General features: G+C 74.4%; 18 protein-coding genes. 9 read left to right on the top strand and 9 right to left on the bottom strand.

The window, feature by feature from the left end:
• Positions 1-84: 84 nt before the first annotated feature.
• Complete coding sequence (locus HCK00_RS07485) at positions 85-573, top strand: YflT domain-containing protein (protein WP_168100975.1); 489 nt, start codon at positions 85-87, stop codon at positions 571-573.
• Between the two features lie 363 nt (positions 574-936).
• Here the strand turns inward: HCK00_RS07485 and HCK00_RS07480 are convergent, their stop codons facing one another.
• The gene (locus tag HCK00_RS07480; RefSeq protein ID WP_168100974.1) at positions 937-1407 is read right to left on the bottom strand and encodes a hypothetical protein; all 471 of its coding nucleotides are present in this window, start codon (positions 1405-1407) and stop codon (positions 937-939) included.
• A 222-nt stretch (positions 1408-1629) separates the two neighbouring features.
• On the opposite strand from HCK00_RS07480, the gene HCK00_RS07475 reads away from it, so the two are divergent.
• The 5 genes from HCK00_RS07475 (at position 1630) to HCK00_RS07455 (ending at position 9646) form a co-directional block, all read left to right on the top strand.
• Complete coding sequence (locus HCK00_RS07475; protein ID WP_168100973.1) at positions 1630-2964, top strand: ROK family transcriptional regulator; 1335 nt, start codon at positions 1630-1632, stop codon at positions 2962-2964.
• A gap of 284 nt (positions 2965-3248) precedes the next feature.
• Complete coding sequence (locus HCK00_RS07470) at positions 3249-4511, top strand: ABC transporter substrate-binding protein (RefSeq protein ID WP_168100972.1); 1263 nt, start codon at positions 3249-3251, stop codon at positions 4509-4511.
• A 14-nt stretch (positions 4512-4525) separates the two neighbouring features.
• Entirely contained in the window at positions 4526-5515 is a 990-nt protein-coding gene (locus HCK00_RS07465) for a carbohydrate ABC transporter permease (RefSeq protein WP_168100971.1), read from the top strand.
• Entirely contained in the window at positions 5512-6402 is an 891-nt protein-coding gene (locus tag HCK00_RS07460; RefSeq protein WP_168100970.1) for a carbohydrate ABC transporter permease, read from the top strand. The genes HCK00_RS07465 and HCK00_RS07460 overlap by 4 nt, the downstream gene beginning before the upstream one ends.
• 49 nt (positions 6403-6451) lie before the next feature.
• Entirely contained in the window at positions 6452-9646 is a 3195-nt protein-coding gene (locus HCK00_RS07455; RefSeq protein ID WP_168100969.1) for a glycoside hydrolase family 2 TIM barrel-domain containing protein, read from the top strand.
• A gap of 112 nt (positions 9647-9758) precedes the next feature.
• Here HCK00_RS07455 and HCK00_RS07450 read toward each other — a convergent pair whose 3' ends face one another.
• Together HCK00_RS07450 and HCK00_RS07445 are read right to left on the bottom strand one after the other, a co-directional pair.
• A complete protein-coding gene (locus tag HCK00_RS07450; RefSeq protein ID WP_375781928.1) occupies positions 9759-9965 on the bottom strand; it encodes a DUF397 domain-containing protein in 207 nt (68 codons plus the stop codon).
• Positions 9966-9967: 2 nt separating this feature from the next.
• Positions 9968-10957, bottom strand: a complete 990-nt coding sequence (locus HCK00_RS07445; protein ID WP_311765188.1) for a helix-turn-helix domain-containing protein — start codon at positions 10955-10957, stop codon at positions 9968-9970.
• Between the two features lie 76 nt (positions 10958-11033).
• On the opposite strand from HCK00_RS07445, the gene HCK00_RS07440 reads away from it, so the two are divergent.
• Both HCK00_RS07440 and HCK00_RS07435 read left to right on the top strand, forming a co-directional pair.
• Positions 11034-11504, top strand: a complete 471-nt coding sequence (locus tag HCK00_RS07440; RefSeq protein WP_168100967.1) for an ATP-binding protein — start codon at positions 11034-11036, stop codon at positions 11502-11504.
• Between the two features lie 284 nt (positions 11505-11788).
• On the top strand, positions 11789-12055 hold the full coding sequence (locus HCK00_RS07435) for a hypothetical protein (protein WP_168100966.1): 267 nt from the start codon (positions 11789-11791) through the stop codon (positions 12053-12055).
• 130 nt (positions 12056-12185) lie between these two features.
• On the opposite strand, the gene HCK00_RS28410 is transcribed toward HCK00_RS07435, so the two are convergent.
• From HCK00_RS28410 to HCK00_RS07415, 4 genes are all read right to left on the bottom strand, one after another.
• Positions 12186-12656 (bottom strand): hemerythrin domain-containing protein, encoded by a 471-nt coding sequence (locus HCK00_RS28410; protein ID WP_168100965.1) that lies wholly within the window; start codon positions 12654-12656, stop codon positions 12186-12188.
• A 274-nt stretch (positions 12657-12930) separates the two neighbouring features.
• A complete protein-coding gene (locus HCK00_RS07425; RefSeq protein WP_168101063.1) occupies positions 12931-14817 on the bottom strand; it encodes a DUF2264 domain-containing protein in 1887 nt (628 codons plus the stop codon).
• A 198-nt stretch (positions 14818-15015) separates the two neighbouring features.
• Entirely contained in the window at positions 15016-15615 is a 600-nt protein-coding gene (locus HCK00_RS07420) for a hypothetical protein (RefSeq protein WP_168100964.1), read from the bottom strand.
• Positions 15616-15893: 278 nt separating this feature from the next.
• Positions 15894-17150: an MFS transporter gene (locus HCK00_RS07415; RefSeq protein WP_168101062.1), complete on the bottom strand. Its 1257-nt coding sequence runs from the start codon at positions 17148-17150 to the stop codon at positions 15894-15896.
• 655 nt (positions 17151-17805) lie between these two features.
• On the opposite strand from HCK00_RS07415, the gene HCK00_RS07410 reads away from it, so the two are divergent.
• Positions 17806-19014 carry a PQQ-dependent sugar dehydrogenase gene (locus tag HCK00_RS07410; protein ID WP_168100963.1) on the top strand — a complete coding sequence of 403 codons (1209 nt, stop codon included), beginning with the start codon at positions 17806-17808 and terminating at the stop codon, positions 19012-19014.
• 312 nt (positions 19015-19326) lie between these two features.
• Here the strand turns inward: HCK00_RS07410 and HCK00_RS07405 are convergent, their stop codons facing one another.
• Together HCK00_RS07405 and HCK00_RS07400 are read right to left on the bottom strand one after the other, a co-directional pair.
• Complete coding sequence (locus HCK00_RS07405) at positions 19327-20121, bottom strand: SDR family NAD(P)-dependent oxidoreductase (protein WP_168100962.1); 795 nt, start codon at positions 20119-20121, stop codon at positions 19327-19329.
• 230 nt (positions 20122-20351) lie between these two features.
• Complete coding sequence (locus HCK00_RS07400) at positions 20352-21638, bottom strand: right-handed parallel beta-helix repeat-containing protein (RefSeq protein WP_168100961.1); 1287 nt, start codon at positions 21636-21638, stop codon at positions 20352-20354.
• Positions 21639-21734: the final 96 nt, after the last annotated feature.

Below are 21734 nucleotides of genomic sequence, written 5' to 3'. Positions count from 1 at the left end.
TCCGCCCAGGGGCGTAGCCCCGTGGCTCCGGGGCACCCGGGCGGGGTTCCCCGTCCACCGGACAGGACAGGAAAGGGGCAGGTCATGGTCGAGAGCAGTGCGCGGCCGGCCACGGCGGGCACCGCCTGGCACACGGTCGCGAGCTACGGCAGCTACGAGGCGGCCCAGGCCGCCGTCGACCGGTTGTCCGACGAACGGTTCCCCGTGGAGCAGATCGACATCGTCGGGACCGGGCTGAGGCTGGTGGAGCATGTCACCGGCCGGCTCACCAAAGGGCGCGCGGCCGGGAGCGGTGCCGCGATCGGAGCCTGGTTCGGCCTGCTCATCGGATTGCTCGTGGGACTCTTCACCCCGGGCCCGACCTGGTTCGGGCTGATCGCGGGAGGCATCGTGATCGGCGCGCTCTGGGGTGCCGTCCTCGGGTTCGTCGCCCACGCGGCCACCGGCGGGCGCCGGGACTTCACGTCCACCCAGCGCCTGGTCGCCTCACGGTACGACGTGATGATGCGGAACGGGCGGTCGGACGAGGCCCGGGAACTGCTCCGGCGCGCGGGTCTCGCCGAACAGAGCTGATGCCGGGCGGTGCAGGGCTGATGCCGGGCGGTGGCCGTTCGGGCCGTCCCGGCGATCCGGGTCCGGACCGGCCCGGATCGCCGGGACGAAAGCGTCGCGGGGCCGCACCCCGACGTCCCCGGCGGCGGAGCGCACCGATGAGGCAGCCCCGCGCCGGGCAGTCGTCCCCGGCGCGGGGCTGCCTCATCGCTGTGTCCGCGCCGGTCCCGCCCCCATCGCCCGCCCTCACCGGTCCGCCACCGTGGAGTCGCGGGCCGGGTGGTGGGCCCACGGTCGGCGGGACCGCGGCACCGCCGGCGGCGGCGCGCACCGCGGCAGGCCCGTGCCCGCCGGCCGCGGCGTCCGGCGGGCGTGCCGCGCCGCTCAGCCTCGCGGGTCGGTCGCCCGGAGGGCCGCCGCGGTGACCAAGCCGTAGGCCAGGTGCGGGGCGAGGTCGCTCAGCCAGTCCGTGGTGGACCAGGAGCGCGGGTCGGTGGTGACACCCAGCCCGGCCAGCGGCAGGTCCGTGGCGGCCATGGCGAGCAGCCCGGCGAGCGCACCACCGAGGGGCAGCGGCAGCCGCACGCCCGCCTCGCGCGCGGCGCCGAGCACGGCTCCCGTTCCCACGCCGACCGCGATACCCATCAGCGCGCCCAGTCCGGTGAGGCGGTGGTCCCGCTCCTCGCCGTCCCCGGGGACGGGGTGCCCGGACTTCCGGGCGAGGTCGTCGACGGCCTTCCCGGGCACCGTGCTGGCGGGGCGGGCGCGGTAGGCCATGTCCCCGTAACTGGCGGCGTTCAGAGCGGTCGTTCCGGCGGCGCCGGCGAGGGCGCCTCTCAGCAGTCCGTTCCTCATGGCGCGGCGGGTGTCCCGGGCGGGCCCCGCCGAAACCCGGCGCACCGGCGGGCTCCGGTACCGGGGGCCGGTACGGGAGCCCGCCGGCCGGAAGGCTTTCCCCAACGCTTTTCCGAAGCACTTGCCGAACGCTTGTCGAACGCTTGCCGGACCGACCCGGCGCCCATAGCCTGTCGTTCCGCCGGGCAGGGCGGGCGCCAGGAGAGGCGGAGGGCCACGGCCGTGCGACGAACGTCCCGGGACATCCGCACCGCCAACCGCTACGGCGTCCTGCGGCAGATCATCGCCCGCTCCCCCGTGTCACGGCAGGATCTCGCCGCGGCCACGGGGCTGAGCCTCGCCACGGTCGCCACCCTGGTCGGGGAGTTGCTCGCGCTCGGCCTGCTGACGGAGGTGGGCTTCGAGGAGTCCGCCGGCGGCCGGCCGCGCGGCCTGGTCGGGGTGGACGCGGGCGGGGCCACGCTGGTCGGCGTGGACGTGGCCGAGACCCGTGTTCACGTGGAGCTGTTCGATCTGGCGCTGAACGTGCTCGACCGGGCCGACGAGGAACTGCGCCCCGGCGAGAGCGCTCCGGAGGAGGTCGCCGATCACATCGCCAGGGCCGTCCGCGCCGTCACCGGAAGGACCCGGGACGGCGGCCAGGAGGCAGCAGCGGTCCCCGGATCGCCGGGGCCGCCGGGCGCGCCGGAGCGGAGCGGGCGGGGGGACGGCCGCCCGGTGCTGGGGGCCGGCGTCTCGGTGCCGGGGCAGGTGGACCGCGAGGGCGGTGTCTCGGTCCACGCCCCCCGTTGGGACTGGCACGACGTCCCGCTGCTGCGGCTGCTCTCCGAGCGGCTCCCGGACCACCCGCTCCACCTGGACAACCCGCTGCGCGCCTGCACGGTGGCCGAGCTCTGGTCGGGAGCGGCCCGGGGCCACGGCGACGCCGTCGTCGTCAGCCTCGGGACGGGCGTGGGCGCCGGGCTGGCCCTGGGCGGGGCGCTGCACCGGGGGGCCACCGACAGCGCCGGTGCGTGGGGGCACACCACCCTCGCCCTCGACGGCCGCCCCTGCCACTGCGGCAACCGCGGCTGTGTGGAGACATACGTCGGGGCGCCGGGGATCGTGCGGCACCTGCGGGACCTCGCCCCGGGCAGCCCGCTGTTCCGTCCCGGTGACCAGAGCGCCACCCTCGCGGCGCTCGCCCGGGCGGCGCGGGACGGGGATCCGGTGGCGCTCGCCGTGATCCGCGAGACGGCGCGCTTCCTCGGCGCGGGCATCGCCGACCTGGTCCATCTGGTGAACCCGGAGATCATCGTGGTGAGCGGCTGGGTCGCCAGGCTGCTCGGCGAGGAGTTGCTGACGGCGGTGCGGGAGGTCGTCGCCCGCCGCGCGCCGGCCCGGCCGCTCGCCGGCACGGAGATCGTGCTGAGCACGATCCCCACCAACCCGGTCGCCCTGGGGGCGGCGACCTTCGCCCTGGAGCGTCATCTGTCGGACGCGGGCGCGGCCGCGGCCGCGGAACGCCGCCGGGGCGGCGCGCGTCCGGCGGCCACGCCTCGCGCCCCCCGCCCCTGAGGGACGGACCCGCCGCGGGTGCGCGGGCGGCGCCGGCCGGGGTTCGTGGCACGCGCCGGAAGGCCCGCCGTCTTGACCGGATCCGTCCGGGAACGGGCCGGGATCGCCCCATGCCCGTCCGGTATCCGTAAGGCGGCCTTCCTCCAACCCCTTGCCGAACCCCTGAACGATGGCTAGCGTCCCGCAGCACGACCACCGCACTTCCCCGCACCCCTGGCGTATCCGGCTCAACTCGGGCCGCCCCGGCGCGGGGCGGGACCGAGCCGCTACAGACGGGACGTCACATGCCGGGCATCAGCGACAGTACGTGGGACCGGCGCGGTGTGCTGCGCGCCGCGGGCGGCCTCGCCGCCCTGGGCGCGCTCTCCGCCTGCGGTTCCAACACGGGGCGCGGCGGCGGTGGTTCCGGTACCTCGATCAAGCAGATGTACCACGCGTACGGGGAACCGGGGACGCAGCAGGCCGCCCGGAAGTTCGCCAAGGCGTACCCGAAGGCCGACGTCTCCGTCCAGTGGATACCGGGCGAGTTCGAGAAGAAGCTCTTCACCGCGCTGCTCTCGTCCGACGCGCCGGACGTCTTCGAGTTCCACCCGCAGATCCACCTGGCGCACGAGAAGCAGATCGTGCCGCTGGACGACATCCTGAAGGACGTCAAGGACGACTTCAACCAGGCGGACCTCGCCTCGCACACCATCGACGGCAAGATCTACGGCGTGCGGATGATCGACGATCCGCAGTTCCTCTTCTACCGCAAGTCGATGCTGAAGAAGGCCGGGCTGAAGCCGCCGGAGACCCTGGACGAGCTGATCGACGCGGCCGAGAAGCTCACCACCGGCAAGGTCAAGGGCCTCTACCTGGGCCAGACCCTCCAGGCCCTGCAGTCGCCGCTCGTCTGGTCGACCGGCGCCGATCTGCTCACCCCGAAGCACGAGATCGGTTACCACACCGACGAGGTGGTGGCGGCCCTGCGCAAGATGCGCCGGCTGTACGCGGGGAACGCGCTGCTCAAGGGCGCGCCCACCGATTTCTGGGACCCGGCCTCCTTCACCCAGGGCCTCTGCGCGATGCAGTGGTGCGGCATGTGGGCGATGCCGCAGATCCTCCAGGCGCACGGCGACGACGTCGGCATCATGCCCTGGCCCTCCTCGGGGGGCCCCGGCGGGCGGCCCGTGGTCTACAACGGTGGCTGGTCGGCCTTCGTCTCCTCCAAGGCCAAGGACGTCGACGCGGCCAAGGAGTTCGTCAAGTGGCTGTGGATCGATCAGAAGGAGTACCAGCGGGAGTGGGCCCTGGACTACGGCTTCCACATCCCGCCGCGCAAGTCCGTCGCCGCGGACGCGGACAAGCTGAAGTCGGGGCTGGCCGCCGAGGGAGTGAAGCTCTTCGAGGAGGACGGTCTCTTCGACGACCCGGCCTGGACCCAGTCCATGATCACCACCCTCACCGATGTGATGGCCAACGCCGTCCGGGGTGACGCCGACCCGGACGCCGAACTGGACAAGGCCGACCGGAAGATCAACCGAGAACTCCGCCGGATCTTCGGCTAGACGGGACCCGTTCCATGGCGACACGCCCGGCGGCCCCCGTGGCCCCACCCGCCGGACCGCCCCACCCGCCGCGCCGCCCGCCGTGGCCCTGGCCCCGGAGGGCGGGGCGGCGGCCGGCGGAGCGCCGGCAGGCTCTGACCTTCTGGCTGTTCACCGGGCCCTTCCTGGCCGGCCTGCTCGTCTTCTCCTACGTCCCGATCGCGTGGAGCCTGTGGCTGAGTCTCTTCGAGGCCCGTTCCACGGTGACGCCCACGGAGTTCGTCGGGCTGGACAACTACGTGACGATGCTCGCCGACGGCGACTTCCTGCGCAGCCTCGGCACCTTCACGGTGTTCGCGGCGTTCGCCGTGCCGGCGACCTTCGCGCTGTCGCTGGGGCTGGCCCTGATGGTGCACCGCGTCCGTTTCCTCAAGCCGTTCTTCCGCTCGGCCTTCTTCCTCCCGACGGCGTGCAGTTACGTGGCCGCGTCCCTGGTGTGGAAGATGTCGGTGTTCAACGGGGTGCGCTTCGGGCTGGCCAACACCGTGCTCGGCTGGTTCGGCGTGGACTCCGTCGCCTGGCTGGCCTCTCCCGAACCGCCCTGGTACTGGCTGGTGATCGTCACACTGCGGCTCTGGCTGCAGGCCGGATTCTTCATGATCCTGTTCCTGGCGGCGCTGCAGAACATCCCCCAGGAGCTGTACGAGGCGGCGGCCGTGGACGGCGCCCGCACCGGCTGGCAGACCTTCCGCCACATCACCCTGCCGCAGCTGCGGGCCACCTCCGCGGCGGTGGTCCTGCTGCTGCTCATCGCCGCCTACCAGGCGTTCGACGAGTTCTACAACCTGCTGGACAAGGCCACCTGGGGCCGGCCGCCGCTGGTGTACCTCTACAACCTGGCGCTCGGCGAGAACCAGGACTACGGCCTCGGCAGCGCGGGCGCGCTGCTGCTGGCCCTGCTGATCTGCCTGGTCACCCTCCTCCAGGGGCGGCTGCTGGGCTTCGGACGGGGGGCGGACCGATGAGCGCGGCGACCGGAGTGAAGGCGGCGCCGGCCCGGGCCGGCGGGCCGCGGCCCCGGAGCGCCCGCGCCGTGCTCGGCGGGGCCGGGCTGTACACGGCCACGGCCGTGGCCGCGCTGCTCTTCCTCGTGCCCTTCTACCTGATCGTCCGTAACGCGCTCGCCACCGACGCGGAGATCACCGGGGAGACGTGGACGTTCTTCCCCACCGACCCGCAGTGGTCCCACATCGGCGAGCTGTTCTCCGACCCGTCCGTCCCCTTCGCCCGGGCCCTGTGGAACTCCCTGGTGGTGGGGGTGGGGCACACGGTCGGCACGCTGCTGCTCTGCTCCACCGCCGGCTACGGCCTGGCCCGGATCCCGTACCGGTACTCCCGCGCGGTCTTCCACCTGGTGCTGGGCACGCTGATGGTGCCGGCGGCCGTCACCTTCGTCCCGTCCTTCGTGCTCGTCTCCTCCCTCGGCTGGGTCTCCAGCCTGCGCGGCCTGATCATCCCCGGGCTGTTCAGCGGTTTCACCGTCTTCCTCTTCCGGCAGTACTTCCTCGGCTTCCCGCGGGAGCTGGAGGAGGCGGCGCGGGTGGACGGCCTCAGCCACTGGAGCGCGTACTGGCGGGTGGTGGTGCCCAACTCGCTGAACTTCTTCGCGGCGATCGCGGTCATCACCTTCATCAACGGCTGGAACGCTTTCCTGTGGCCGCTGGTGATCGGCCAGGACATGGAGTACTGGACGGTCCAGGTGGCGCTGTCGTCCTATCTCACCGCGCAGACCGTCAATCTGCATCTGATCTTCATGGCCACGGCCGTGTCCGTGCTGCCCCTGGTGGTGGTCTTCGTCGTCCTCCAGCGGTGGCTGGTGCAGGGCGTGGCGCGGACCGGTATCAAGGGCTGATCTCCGGGCCGGCTCCCCCAGCGGCTCACCGGAACAACCGAAGGGACCCATGCGCGCATCCGACGACCCCGCGGTGGCCGCCGCCCCGGCGGCCGGACACGGTGACCCCGCCGCCCCGGCGGAGGGAGCGGCCGGCCCCGCCCTCCACGAGTCCGTCTCACCCGGCCGGGGCACCCTGCCGCCCCGCGCCTGGAACGCGTCCTCCGACGCCCGGCGGCTCTCCCTCGCGGGCGACTGGCTGTTCCGCCTCTCCCCCACCGCCGACGCCCCCGACGGCGACGCCTTCGCCCGCCCCTCCTACCCGGCGGACGGCTGGGGGCGGGTGACCGTCCCGGGCCACTGGGTGCTCCAGGGCCACGGCGCGCCCGCGTACACCAACACCGTCTATCCGTTCCCCGTCGACCCGCCACGGGTGCCGCTGGAGAACCCGACCGGCGACCACCTGCGGTACGTGGACCTGGCGGAGGACTGGCCGCTCGGCTCCGGCGCCGGGGAGACGGTGCTGCGCTTCGAGGGGGTCGAGTCCTGGGCCCGGGTCTGGCTCAACGGTACGGAGCTGGGCTTCTTCCAGGGCAGCCGGCTGCCGCACGAGTTCGCCGTCGGCGCGCTGCTGCGGCCGGGCCGCAACGTGCTGGCCGTCCGGGTGCACCAGTGGTCGGCCGGGAGCTATCTGGAGGACCAGGACCAGTGGTGGCTGCCCGGCATCTTCCGGGAGGTGACGCTGGAGCACCGGCCGCCGGGCGCGGTGACCGACGTCGCCGTGCACGCCGCCTACGACCACCTCTCCGGAACCGGCACGCTGCGCGTGGACTGCGCCACCGACGGGGACGTCCCGGCCCGGATCACCGTCCCGGAGCTGGGCCTGGACCTCGCGGCGGGGGAGAGCGCCACCGTGCCCGTCCGCCCCTGGACGGCGGAGACGCCGGTGCTCTACGCGGCGGAGCTGGCCACCCCGGGCGAGCGGATCGCGCTGCGTGTCGGCTTCCGCACGGTGGCCGTCGCCGGCGGCGTCCTCACCGTCAACGGGCGCCGTGTGCTCTTCCGGGGCGTCAACCGGCACGAGTTCCACCCGCGGACCGGCCGCGCCGTGGACGCGGAGACCATGCGCCGCGATCTGGTGCTGATGAAGCGTCACAACATCAACGCCGTCCGCACCAGCCACTATCCCCCGCACCCCGCCTTCCTGGACCTCTGCGACGAGCTGGGGCTGTGGGTCGTCGACGAGTGCGACCTGGAGACCCACGGCTTCGTGGAGACGGGCTGGCGGAACAACCCGGTGGACGACGAGCGCTGGTTCCCCGCACTGCTGGACCGGGCCGAGCGGATGGTCGGCCGCGACCGGAACCACCCGTCGGTGATCATGTGGTCGCTGGGCAACGAGTGCGGCACCGGCCGCGGCCTGACCGCCATGGCCGGCCGGATCCGCGCCCTCGACCCGCACCGCCCCCTCCACTACGAGGGCGACCCGTCCTGCGCCGACACCGACGTCTACTCCCGGATGTACGCCTCGCACGCCGAGGTGGACGCGATCGGCCGGCGTGCCGAGGAGCCGCTGGACGACCCGGACCTGGACGCCCGCCGCCGCGGACTCCCCTTCATCCTCTGCGAGTACGCGCACGCCATGGGCAACGGCCCGGGCGGGCTCAGCGAGTACCAGCGGCTGTTCGAGCGGTACGAGCGCTGCCAGGGCGGCTTCGTCTGGGAGTGGATCGACCACGGCATCGCGCGCCGCACCACCGACGGCACCCCCTACTTCGCGTACGGCGGCGACTTCGGCGAGGAGGTCCACGACGGGAACTTCGTCTGCGACGGCTTGCTCCTCCCCGACCGCACGCCCTCACCGGGGCTGGTGGAGTACAAGAAGGTCATCGAGCCGGTGCGGATCGAGGGTCTGACCGGTGCCGCGGAACCCGGCGGCCGGGCCGGCGCGGCCCCGGCGAACGGCACGGACGTGTACGAGGTCGAGGCCGGGGACGAGGGCCGGGACGAGGTCGGTACGGCGGCCGGAGGTCTCTGCGGCCCTCCCCGGCCCCCCGGCGCCCCGGTACGCGCCGTCCGGATCACCAACGGCCACGACTTCGCGGACCTCTCCGCCCTCGCCTTCACCTGGTCCTACGAGGTGGACGGCGAGACCGTCGCGACCGGCGGCCTGCCCGTGGCGGACCTGGCCCCGGGCGACAGCGCGGACCTGCCCCTCCCCGCGCCGCCGGCGGAGGCCGGCGGCCGCGGCGGGGAGCACCTGTGGACCGTCCGCGCCGTGCTGGCCGGGGACACAGCCTGGGCCGAGCGGGGCCACCTCGTCGCCTGGTCCCAGCTCCCGGCCGCGCCCCGCCCGCCGTCCTCCCCGCCGCCCGCCACCGGCCGTCCGGCCGTCCGTGACGGCGCGTCGGTCACCCTGGGCCCCGCCGTCTTCGACGCCGCCACCGGCGTCCTGCGCCGCATCGGTGACATCCCCGTCACCGGATTCCGGCTCGATCTCTGGCGGGCCCCGACCGACAACGACGAGGGCGCCCCCTGGCAGCCGGACCTGCGCCACGGCCCCCTGTGGCGCGCCCTGGGCCTGCACCGCCTGCGCCACCGCCCGGACGCGGTGGAGCCGCTGCCGGACGGCCTGCTCGTCCGGACCCGGGTGGCGCCGGCCACCACCGACCTCGCCCTCCGCGCGGAACACCGCTGGACGTCGGACGGGGAACGGCTGCGGCTCACCGTCTCCGTCACCCCCGAGGGCGACTGGCCGGTGGCCCTCCCCCGCCTCGGAATCCGCTTCGGCGTCCCGTCGGCGTACGGCGCGGCGCGCTGGTTCGGCGGCGGGCCCGGCGAGGCGTACCCCGACACCCGGGCGGCGGCGATGACGGGCCTGTGGTCGATGGGCGTGGACGCGATGCAGACCCCGTACGTCCGCCCGCAGGAGAACGGCGCCCGCGTCGACACCCGCTGGGCCGAACTCACCGACCCCGCCACCGGCACCGGCCTGCGCGCGGAGGGCGGCACCCCGTTCTGGTTCACCGCCCGCCGCTGGACCACCGAGGAACTGGACGCGGCCACCCACACCCCGGACCTCGCCCCGGGGCCCCTGGTCTGGGTCAACCTGGACCACGGCCAGCAGGGCATCGGCTCCCACTCCTGCGGCCCGGGCGTCCTGCCCCAGCACCACCTGCGGGCGGAGCCGGCGGAGTTCACCTTCACGTTCAGCACGTTCAGCGCCGCGGCCCGGGCCGGCGGGGAGGCGCAGCGGAGCAGCTGAGGCCGGCCGCCGTTCGGCCGGGTTCCCCCGCCCGAACGGCCTCCGCCCCTCTCCCCCGCGCACCGGAACGGGGGGAGAGGGGCGGAACGGTTCTCTCCGGCATCGTGCTCTCTCAGGCGTCAGTCCGGCGGACATGAGCGAGAAACGCGAACCAGGCACCGTTCCGGAGGCGGAGATCAGGCCCTCCAGGGCTCTTCGAGTCCCGCAGGTGTACCGTGCCGGGGCTCAGCGAGACCTCGACGCAGTCGCCGCCGTTGGTGCCGCTGTAGCTGCTCTTCACCCACATCAGCTCGTTCGGCGCAACGTCGGGCGATTCCATGGTCATCTTCTCCCTGCCTCTCGCTCGATGAGACGGGCGGACTCCGTGGCATTGAGAGCCTGGGTACGCAGCATCCCATACTGCAGCCAGAACTCACTGACGTCGTCCTCCTCGGAGACGACACTCACGGTCCCTTGCGATTCCAGTCCCACAAAGCGCCGGTGGTCGATCGTCTCCAGCAGAACCATCTGACCGTTCACGCCGTTGTGCACACTTTGCGACGTGCGCATGACTTGAATCTCCACGTTGCGCATACCCGTGCAGGTCAACAGGTGCCTCAGCTGTTCCTTCATGACCGCAGGCCCGCCGACCTCTCGGTGGAGGGCGGCCTCCTCAAGAATGAAGACGAAGACGACGGGCGGGTTCTTCCGCGTCAACAAGGACTGCCGGGCCAGCCTCGCTGAGAGGTGGTGTTCGATGGTTTCCTCGTCCATCGGCGGGAAGTGAGCTTCGAGCAGCGCGCGAGCGTACGCCTCGGTCTGCAGCAACCCCGGGATCACCATGGGGTCGTAGGAGAACCTGCTGAGGGCTTCAGCTTCCAGCAGCGCGAAGTCCCGGAAGAACTGCGGAAGTTTCGCGTGGTCCACATCATCCTGGAGCACCCGGAGAGCACCGCCCGCGCTCAGCACCCGCTCCGCGGCCTTGGTGAAGGAGTCCTTCGCAGGCCGTCGGCCCTGTTCCACGGACGCGACCTGCTCCAGCGAGTAACCGATGGCGTGGGCGAGTGTCGACTGCGTGAGTCCGGCCTGCTCCCGGAAGAGGCGGACCAGTTTGCCGTACGCCGCCCAGACCGGTGGATGTTCCTTCCGGTGCCCGCACCGCCGTTCGCGGTAGGACTCCGTGGCGTCTTTCCTGGCGGCCCCACGGCCGGTCCCGCTACCCATCGCGCCCCTGCCCTTCGTACTACGGCGGAATGTCCCCTCCCTTCCGCCAACTGCCCGCACCCCGACCCGGTCACGGTCCGTGCCCGTACACCTCCCGTACAGCGTCACGGGAAAGGCAGTACCGCCTCCTCGTCACTGCCTCATGACCTTCTCCGACGGTCAGCGGCGGCGAGATCGTCACCCCATGTCATCGGAGAGCACCACAGACACCACACCCGTGGGTCCCCCGGACGCCGAACCACACTCCCGGGCGCCGCAGTTCAGCATCCGCCTCAGCAGCACCCGGCGGGGTGCCCGGGTAGCCCGGCTGCTCGCCGCTCAGCAGCTCACCGAGTGGGGCCTCCCGTACGGCTCGGCCGCGTCGTCGGCCGTGGCCGCCGTCGTCGGGGAGCTGGCGAGCAACGCCGTGCTCCACGGCCGCCTGCCGGGACGGGACTTCCGCCTGACGCTGCGGCTCCGGCCCGGGACCGTACGCGTCGAGGTCACCGACGGCCGCCCCGAACGCCTGCCGCCCGCCGCCGCCCCCGGCCGCCCCGGCCCGGCCGGCGAGAGCGGGCGCGGCCTGCTGCTCGTCGCCGCGTACTCGGAGCGGTGGGGTTGTGAGACGGCCGATCCGTTGACGAAGACCGTCTGGGCGGAGATCACACTCGCGTGAGGGTGCCCGTTCCCCGTCTCCCGGTCGGGCCGGGGTTGCCCGCAAGGTGCCGGAACACCCTTCCGTTCCGGCACGTTGCCCCGAAGCGCCGTCAGCGTCCGGATCGTGGCCGTCATCGCCCTCGGGCCCCTACGCTCGGTGCGGACCCCGGGCTATGCGTGCCGCCCACGGGAGGGCCCCGCCGGCCTGCGCCCTGGAGGAGAGAGGTGACGCCGTGAGACTCCGAACCTGGCCGCCCGCCCGGAGAGTCCGGGAGAACGGGCGGCGGTTCCGGAAGGAACACGATGTCCCGTACGGACAGGACGAAGCCCCTGTGGGTGCGCCACGCCGAACATGACCCGAGACCCGTCCACGATCACCGCTTCGGCCCCTGTGACCTGCCTCCCCGTCCGGCCCGCGAGGAGACGGGCACCCGCTGCCGCCGGCAGCGTCCCGACGCCCTGCTGTTCGGCCACACCTGCTGCTCCGGCTGCACGAGGCGGGGTTGTGTCCGTCTCCTCGCGGGCCGGCGCGAGACCCGCCGTCGGCGCGGTCTCGCGGCTGACGGCTGACGGCTGACGGCTGACGGCTGACGGCTGACGGCTGATCAGTGCCTTCCGCAGCTGGAGCGCGGTATGCCGCCGTCCCGGCGCCCGGCCGGGACAGCGGCGCGACAGCCCCGCCCCCATGAGGCCCACCCCGTCACAGAGGGCCCAGCACCTCCCCGGGTTCGGCCAGCAGTTCGAGGGATTCGAGGACGGTGAGAAGCTGCCGTTCCTCATACCGGAAGTGGTTCTCCATCAGCGCGGCCACCCCGTCGAGGTGACGGTCGAGCTCCTCGGGCGGAGCCGCGCGGCCGACCGCCTCGCTCAGACCGCCCAGCAGGTGGCCGATCATCGAGTGGTCCTGCTCCAGCGAGCGCAGCACCGGGCGCAGTTCCGGGTTCGTGGCCGCGATGGCCGGGAACAGGGTGCTGTCCTCGCCCCGGTGGTGGCTGTCGAGGGCCGCGCAGAAACCGTGGCAGTACAGCAGCAGTTCCCGGGTGGCCGCCTCGCCGGAGGCGCCCCCGGCGACGGCTTCCCGGGTCACGCGGAGTGCCTCACGGAGCCGGGCGTGCACCCGGCGGAGTTCCTGGCTCCAGGCCACGAGCCTGGTCGTCTCGCGCTCAGACACGCGAGAACGAAGGGTGCGGCGAGTGCATCGCCGTCCTCCTTCGGTCCGGCGCCTCCATGCCTGACACGGTCTGCCACCGGCACGCGACGCTGGGCGCAGCCTAGCCCGGGTACCACTCACGGTCCAGGGAAGCCCTGGCGGGAGGAGCGCGGTCCCGGGAGGTGCCCGGCGGGACGGTGACGCGTGGTGGGGGCCGAGGTCTTCCCGTGGGCTCCGGTGAACCCGCACCCCGGCCGTATCACCCGCCCGGTCCTGCTCCCAGGAACCGGACCCCTCAGCCCGTCTCCTGCGCATCCCGGTACTCGGCCGTCGCCCCCTCCGCCGACAGCCGCAGCCGGTGGGTGGAGCCGTCGGGCCAGTGGGCGGTGACGGTGTGGTGGCCGGCCGGGTCCCGGCCGGTCTCCGTCCGGACCAGTTCGGCGAGCGGCCGGGGTGCGGGTTCGCCCGTCAGACGGGCCGCGCAGACGAAGAGGGACACCCCCGGGCCGGTCTCGCCGGAGACGGCGGGGACGCCGGCCGCCGCCGTGAACGCCGTCGGCCCCGGCGGCGGGCCCAGGACGGCCGACAGGCCGTGCAGCGGCAGGAGTTCGCTCACCAGAGGCGGGGCGGCGGCCCAGCCCGTCAGGCGGATCGGGGTGCCGGGCTCCGCACCCGCCACCAGGTGAACGCGGAGTTCCGCCGCTCCGTGCGCGAGGACGGCGCTGACGAGGACGGCCTCGCCCACCCGGTGCCGGGACGCCGCCCAGCCCTCCCCCACGCCGAGCGGTTCCAGGCCGTGGCGCGGGGAGAGGGTGCCGTCGGCGGAGAGCAGGCCGACGTGGTTGTCCGCCTCCGTCAGCGGTACCGGCGGCGGCTCACCGGGCGCTCCGCCCACCGCGCTGCCCGTCCCGGCGCCCGCCGCCGTGGGCCCGGTGGCGGTGGAGTACGCCAGGCGCGTGTAGTGCGGGTCGTAACGGGCGTCCTCGCTGCCGTGGTTGTGCAGCCGGACGATCCCGTCGGCGGCGGTGGACTGCACCAGCCAGGTGGGCCCGGGGAGCGTGGTGAGGGTGTCGGCGCCTTCGGCGGGGGCCGGTTCCTCCGGCTCCGTCCACACCGGGTGGTCCGGCGGGAGGAGGAGGCCGAGGAACGCCTTGGCCGCCCAGTACGGGGAGGCGGGGCCCGAGTAGCGCTGGAGGCTTCCCTCGTGGGGGCCGTACCAGCCGGGGGTCAGCAGCCCGGTGCGCGGGTCGGCCGCGCCCCGGTCGAGGAAGTGGCGGAGGGCGCCGGAGGCCAGACGGCGGGTGGTGCCAGGAGTGAGCGGGGTGTGGCCGGTGAGGGCGCCGAGCCACAGCGGCGCGGCGGTGGCCATGCGGTAGGTGAGGGAGCGGCCCTGGTGCATCGGCGCGCCGTCGCCGCCGAACAGCCGGGCGTAACCGGCAAGATGGGCTCCGAGGCGCGGGCCGAGGCGGGCGAGGAGCGGGGCGTCACCGGAGAGGTGCGCCTCCAGGACGGGGTAGAGGTGCATCGCCCAGCCGTTGTAGTGGTCGAAGGCGCGGCCGGGGCCGTCGGTGTACCAGCCGCCGCCGGTGTACCAGGGCTCGATGCGGGCCAGGCCACGCTCGCGGGCGGCGTGCGCCCCGTCGCGGTGGTGGCCGGCGGCGGCGAGGAAGCCGCCGGCGGTGACGGGGAACAGCTCCCAGTTGCACGGCCAGGGTTCGGCGGTGAGGGCGCCGGCCAGCCAGTCCGCGGCCCGCTCCCGTACGGCGGCGTCGAGCCGGTCCCACAGCCAGGGCCGGGTGAGGCGCAGGGCGAGGGCGACCGAGGCCGACTCGACCAGCGGCTGGCTCCGGTCGGTGACCCGTGGCCAGTCCTCGGGGCCGTCGCCACCCGGACGGCGGGTGCCCGCCGCGAGCCCGCCTGCGTACCGCTCCAGCAGCCCGTGCGGATCGGCCCCGCCGGCGCCCGCGACCCGGAGCGCGGCGAGGAGGAAGGTGCGGGCGTACCCCTCCAGCCCGTCGGAGCGGTGGCCGGAGAAGCTGGGGCGGCCGCCGGGCAGGTGGAGGAGGGCCCCGCCGGGTGTGGCGTACGGGACGACGGCGGCGAGCAGCCCGTCGGCGGCGGCCTCCCAGTGGGCCCGGGTCCAGCCGGTGTGAGGGCTCCGGGCGCGGTCCTCGGGCGGCATGGGGAAGGGCGGCGGACGGCCCGGTGTGGGCCCCGCGCAGTGGGAGGCCGGTCCGGCGCCGGCCGGGCCGCCGGTGCCGGGGGCGTCAGGTGCGCGGTCCGTGGTCCTGCGCACAGCTCCCCCTCACCCGGTGGCCCGCCGACCCGATCACTCTCCCCCACCGGGCACCGGGGGCGCCATACCCGCTCCTGGGACGCCTCAACTCCGGCCGGCCACGCTCCAGATGATCACGCCGAACGTGCCGCTGCGGCCGCCGGGGTCGAGCTCGGTGAGTTCGAGCCGGGCGATGTTCCCCGCGCCGGTCCGGACGCAGAGCACCGTGTTCCTGGCGAGCCGCTGCTTGCGGGCGCCTTCCGCCTGGACCGTGTTCGCGCACTCCTCGTAGCCCGGCGCGCGGTCCGTGCCGCCGGACCAGAGCGACACCACGGTTCCGTTCCAGCCCTCGATCTCGCCGCCGGGCAGGAGGTACACATCCCCTTCGTCGGAGTAGCCCACGGCGGCGGGCTGCCCGGCGTCCAGATCCTTGGGCTCGGTGCCGAGCAGGAGCGAGCCGCGCCAGAGTTCACTTCCCGCGGGTGAGGATCCGGGATCCGGGCCGGGGGTCCCGGTCTCCTCGGACGGCGAGGGGGAGGCCGGGGCGGGTACGGACCCGGGCGCCGGCGAGGAGGGAGGCGCGCTGGGCACGGCGGCGGGGGCACCGCCGGTCGTCTCCTCTCCGCCGGAGGAACCGAGAAGCGGCACCAGGACGGTGATCAGCGCGGCGACGATCGTGGCACCGGCAGCGATCCAGGCCGTCATCTGGTGTCTGCCGAACCAGCCCGCGTCCGCACCACCGCCCTGGCCACCGTCCGGTGCCGGCGGGTCCGCCCGCGGTGGCGGTGCGGGCCGCCGTGGGCTGTTCCCGTGGTCACCACCCTGGCCGGGCGTGCGTGCACCAGATCGGTCATCGGCTGCCATGCTCAGTGCCCCCGCTGCGGCCCGGTCCTCTGCGTGGCGCAGAGGCTAACAGCCCGGCGCGGCCCGCCGTAACGCGTCGTGCGGGCGCGCCTGCGCGACGGTACCCGGTGGGCACCGCCCTACCCCCGCAGGCGGCGGTGGCCGGTCTCCGGCAGCAGCCGTACGCAGAGCAGGGACAGCAGCGCCATCCCCGTCAGGTACCAGCCGACGGCCGGGGACCCGAAGGCCGATTGCAGGCGCACCGCGATCAGCGGGGCCAGTGCCCCGCCGAGGATGCCGCCGAGGTTGTACGCGAGACCGGCACCGGTGTAGCGGACGCGGGCGCCGAAGAGTTCGGGGAGGTACGCGCCCATCGGCCCGTAGATGACGCCCATCCAGAACATGGCGCCGCCGAGGGCGAGCAGCATGAGCAGCGGGTTGCGGGTGTCCAGCAGCGGGAAGAGGAGGAACCCCCACACCGCCGCGGCGGCGCATCCGGCCGTCAGGGGACGGCGCCGGCCGCCGAGGTCGGAGCGGGTGGCCGCCAGAAAGGTGCCCGCCGCGAGGAAGGCCACCGCGGCCAGGGAGACCAGGAGGACCGTCTCGCGCGGGACCTCGAGGGTGCTCGTGGCGTAGGCCAGGCAGTAGGTGGTCGCGGTGTAGAAGAGGACGTACGGCGCGGCCATGGCACCGGCGCCGAGCAGCACTTCGCGCGGGTGGTGGCGGAGCGCCTCGGCGACGGGGACGCGGCTCCGCTCCCGCCGCTCCACGACCCGCGCGAAGGCGGGGGTCTCGCTCACCTTGAGCCGGACGTGCAGTCCGACGAGGACCAGGACGGCGGAGGCGAGGAAGGGCACCCGCCAGCCCCAGTCGGTGAACGCCGCGTCCCCGAGCACGGCGGAGAGCAGCAGGAAGATCCCGGTGGCCGCCAGGTAGGCGACGGACGGGCCGAGTTGCGGGAACGCGCCGTAGAAGCCGCGCCGCCGGGCGGGCGCGTGCTCCACGGCGAGCAGCGCCGCCCCGCCCCACTCCCCGCCCAGCCCGATGCCTTGCAGGAAACGGAGGGCGACCAGGGCGGCCGGGGCCCAGACGCCCCAGGCCGCGTAGTCGGGCAGCAGGCCGATCGCCACCGTGGAGAGCCCCATCAGCAGCAGCGAGGCCACCAGCACCGTCTTGCGGCCGAGGCGGTCGCCGAAGTGCCCGAAGAGGACGGAGCCCAGCGGGCGGGCGACGAAGGCGACGGCATAGGTGGAGAAGGCCGCCAGGGTGCCGCTGACCGGGGAGAGCGTCGGGAAGAAGGCCGTGTTGAGGACCAGGGCGGCGGCGGTGCCGTAGATGTAGAAGTCGTAGAACTCGATGGCGGTGCCGATGAACGAGGCCGTGGCGACCCGGCGCATCTCCTCCGGCGGGCTGCCGTCCGCCGGGGCTCCCTCCGCCGGGTCGCTCCGCACCGCGCTCTTCTCCCGTGCGCCCGTCTCCGGCGGGCTCCCCGCCGGTGGCCCGCCGTCCGCATGAGTCCCCTCCGCATGAGTCCCCTCCGCCGGGGAGCCGGCGCGCGGTGCGGGGAGGGCGGCCGTCTCCGGAGTGATCCGGCCGGCGGGCGGCCGGGGTTCGGGGGTCGGCGGCACGGGCGGTCCTTTCCGGAGGCTGCTGGGAAGGGGATGGTCCGGCGATGACGACTACCACGCCGTGGATCTCCCGGGTTGCGGGGACCGCGTCGGGGCGGCCCGGGTGAGGTGGTGGGGGCCCGCCGGACGGCCTCACGGAAACTACCAGGAACCCCGTGTTCCGCGCCTGTCCCCGGCCCGCGTTCACCGGACCGTGCGGCGCCGTTTCCCGGTCCGCCGCCCCGCCCCCATGCGCACGGCGTCCCGCCGGGCCGCGGGGGGGACGGAAGCGGGCACGCGGGGTGTACCGGACCGCGAGGCTCTGGCACAGTAGGCCAGGACCCGATGGGAGCGCTCCCAGCGGGTCGTCGCCGTGCCCGCCCCACCGGGCACCACCCGCCCGCATGTCTTCGCCCTCAGGACCCCCACCCTTCCAGGAGTAGCCATGCCCCGAGGAAAGCGGACCACCCGCCTGCTCCTCGCCCTCGCCCTGACGACCGCCGTGGCCCCCGCGAGCTGGGCGGCCGAGGCCCCCTCCGCCGGCGGCGCCGCGGCGGCCCCCGCCGCGGCGCCGCCGGCGGACCTGACCGTCACCACCACCCAGGTGGCCTCCGGTCTGCGGCGCCCCATCGCCGTCGTCTCCCCCCAGGACGGCACCGGCCGGCTGTTCATCGCCGAGAAGACCGGCGCCGTGCGCGTCTACCACCCGGACACCGGCCTGGCGGCCGGCCCCCTGCTCGACCTGACGTCCCGGGTGAACGCCAACGACAACGAGCGGGGCCTGCTCGGCATCGCGCCCGCGCCCGACTTCCGGCGCAGCCAGCTCCTCTACGCGGCGTACACCCGCGCCTCGGACAACGCCGTCACCCTGGCCCGGATCGATGTCCGCCGGGGCACCGTGCGGGAGCTGATCACCCAGGAGCACAGCGAGTACTCCAACCACAACGGCGGCCAGGTCGCCTTCGGCAAGGACGGGCACCTCTACTGGAGCATCGGCGACGGCGGTGGCTCCGGCGACCCGTTCCGCACCGGGCAGCGCCTGGACACCCTGCTCGGCAAGATCCTGCGGGTGGACGTCAGCCGCTCCTGCGACGGCGCCGGCTACTGCGTGCCGGAGGACAACCCCTTCGTGGACACGCCGGGCGCGCGCCCGGAGATCTGGGTGTCCGGTCTGCGCAACGCCTGGAAGTTCTCCTTCGACGAGGCCGACGGCTCGCTCTGGATCGGCGACGTGGGCCAGGGCCGCACCGAGGAGGTCAACCACCTGACCCCCGCCCAGGGCGGCGCCAACCTCGGCTGGTCCTGCAAGGAGGCGCTCGACGTCCTCAACGAGGACCAGTGCGACCCGGACGCCGACTACACCGATCCGGTCTTCACCTATCCGCTCACCGGGGGAAACTGCGCGGTGATCGGCGGCCGGGTCTACCGCGGCAAGGAGTACGCCGACCTGGCCGGCGGCACCTACGTGGTCAACGACTTCTGCACCTCACGGGTCTGGGGCCTGCGGCCCGACGGCTCGGGCGGCTACGACAGCGCCGTGCTCGGCAGCTTCCCGACCCAGGTCACCGCCATCGGAACGGACGAGAACGGCGAGTTCTACGCCGTGAACGACCTGCCCGGACAGTTCTTCAAGGTCTCCTTCGCCGCCGAGTGACCTCGCGGCCGGCGGAGCCCTTCCGGGGCCGGGGCCCGGCCCCGGCGTTCCCACCGGCCCGCCCCGGGCCACCTCCCCGGCGGGCGGCGCGGCGGCCGGCGGCCAGCGGACGGCCGCGCCGCACCGGGAGCTGCGGCGCGGCCCCCGCGCCCGGCGCCCGCCTCCTCCCGTCGTGGCCCCGGCCTCCCCGCGGAACCGCCCGGCGGTGGCCGCCGCGTTACCCGCGCCGCCCCGCACCGCAGGCGCCCGTCCGGCGCCCGCCGGCCCCCAGGACCGTCCGGGTGCCGGCGGGCGCCGTGGTGCTACCGCGCGCTACCCGGCGGGCAGTTCGACGCCGGTGAGTTCGGCGCACGCCGCCAGCAGGCCGTCCTGCACCGCCTCGTCGGACGCGGCCGGGTTGGCGCGCAGCTCCCTGCGGTGCTTGAAGTAGCGGCCCGTGACGGTGGCCGCCGGCTCGTCGGAGGTGGCCAGCCACACCTGGGTCTCCGCGCCCTCGGGGAGGCCGCCGGTGGCGTTCGGCCCGCCGAGCCGGGTGCGGATCCAGCCGGGGTCCACGGCGTTGCTGAGGGTGCCGGGCCGGCGCCGCGCCACCGCGAACGCCAGGACGACGTCGAGCAGTTTGGAGTCGGCGTAGGCCCGCATCCCGTCCCAGGGCCGCCGTTCGTACTGGAGGTCGCCGAGGTCGACGGTGCCCTCCGCCTCCAGTCCCGAGGTGAGGTAGATCAGCCGGCTCGGCGGCGGCATCAGGGCGGTGAGCAGATACGGGGCCAGCACGTTCGTCTGGAAGACGCGCTCCAGCTTGTCCTCGGTGACTCCGCGCCAGGCCGAGCCGCCGCCGACCCCCGCGTTGTGGATGACCACGTCGAAGGGGCCCGCCGCGGTGGCGGCCGCCGCCAGCTCGCGGGTGCTCGCCAGCGAGGCGAGGTCGCCCGTGACGACCCCGGCCGCCCCGGGGACGGCGGCCAGGGCCTCCTCGCCGCGGACCCTGTTGCGGGCGTGCAGGAGCACCCGGTGGCCCGCCGCCACGAGGGTCGCGGCGGTCTCCCGTCCGATGCCGTCCGCCGATCCGGTGACCAGCACACTGCTCCCGGCGTTCCGCTGCTCCATCGACCACTCCTCGTCTCGGCGTCGTTCCGGCTTCCCCCGCCGTTCCCCGCCATCCTCCGTCATTCTCCGGTGCCCCGGCGTACGCCGGGCGCGGGCGGCACCCGCCGGTGGCCGGAACCGGGCAGCCGGAAGAGCTCCCACGGGCGGGAGGACCGGCCCGGGGAGCCCGGCCGGCCGGGGCCGGGCCCGGGGCCCCGGGCATCGCGCCCGGCGCCCTCCCGGGCCGCGGCTCACGAGCAGGTGCTGCGGCTGGAGTTGACGAGGGTGAGGTTCCGGTAGGTGATGTTGGCGCCGCACGGGCTCTCACGGAGGGCGGAGTTGGTCACCGTGAGGTTCTGCAGGGTGACGTCCCTGGTGTTGGCGAACTCGGTGCGGGCGGCGATCCGGATGCCGCCGGGCCCCGAGACGGTTCCGCTCTGGGCGGCGAGGTTCACGTTGTAGCAGTTCTCGATGAGGACGGCGTCGTTCCCGGTACCCGAGATGTCCACCCGGTCGATCACCGCGCCGCCGCTCTCGGAGACGCAGAAGACGCCGCGCCCGCCGCCGCGCGCGACGACCTGGCCGACCCGGATGTTGACCGGATAGCTGTCCCCGATGCGGCCGTTGCGGTTGGCCATGCGGAAGGCGGCGTAACCGGTGCCGGTGCCGGTGTTCTCGGCGTCGACCTTCTGGACGGTGGCGTTGACGGTGTCGTTGAGCAGCAGCCCCGAGTAGCCGACGTTGCGGGTGGTGACGGTGCCCACGGTCAGCCCGTCGACGCCGTAGGTCTCGACGGCGTGGTTGCTCGCCCCGGAGACGAAGACGCTGTCGATGCGGATGTTCCGGGAGCGCGCCGACCGGTCGCCGTGGTTGTCGATCCGAATGCCGAGACCGCCCGTCAGGCGCATGTCGATCTGGCCGAGGGTCAGGTTGTCGACGTTGCGCATGAAGATGCCGTAGAGCGGGGCGCCGGTGACGTTGAGGTGCTGGATCTCGATGTCCCGGGCGCCGCGGGCGTAGACCGGCGCCTGGTCACCGGAGCCGGAGCCGGTGACGTCGATGGTCCCGCACACGTCCAGCACGGTGTAGCTGGGCAGGGAGAGCCGTGCCCCGGCGCTCATCGAGCCGGAGCCGCGGACGACGACCCGCTGCTTGGCGGTGCGCCCGGGGGTGAGGCTGTTCACGGCGGCGCGCATCGCCGACAGCATGTCGGTGCCGCTGTAGCCGGGGGCGCTCCAGGTGTTGCCGTTGCGGACGGCCTCGGCCTGGTAGGAGCCGGTGCCGCAGTCGGCGGCGGGGGCCGCGGCGGATCCGGAGGGGGCGGCCGGGACGGCCGCGGTGACCGCGGCGCGGGCGGACGGGCCGGTTCCTGCGGTGTCGCCGGTGACGGGGCGGGCCTGGCCGGGAGCGGCGGTGGTCAGCCCGATCAGCCCGGCGAGCGCGGTGGCCGCGACGGCCAGGGCGGCGCCCCTGCGGCGGCGTGCGCGGGGGGCTTGTGACGTCCGGGGCTCCCCGGGCGCACGTGAGGTGGGGGACATACCACGTCTCCTTCCGGAGCGGGTGTGGATGAGAGGTGGGGGGTGAGCGGGTGGGAAAGCAGCGGCGGAACGCGGTGGAAGCGCTTACCCGCCGCG

It is taken from the genome of Streptomyces zingiberis (assembly GCF_012034935.1).
In the GTDB taxonomy this organism is placed as follows: Bacteria; Actinomycetota; Actinomycetes; order Streptomycetales; family Streptomycetaceae; genus Streptomyces; species Streptomyces zingiberis.
Note: the sequence above shows the minus strand (reverse complement) of the source record. Positions and strands in the feature narration are given on the sequence as shown.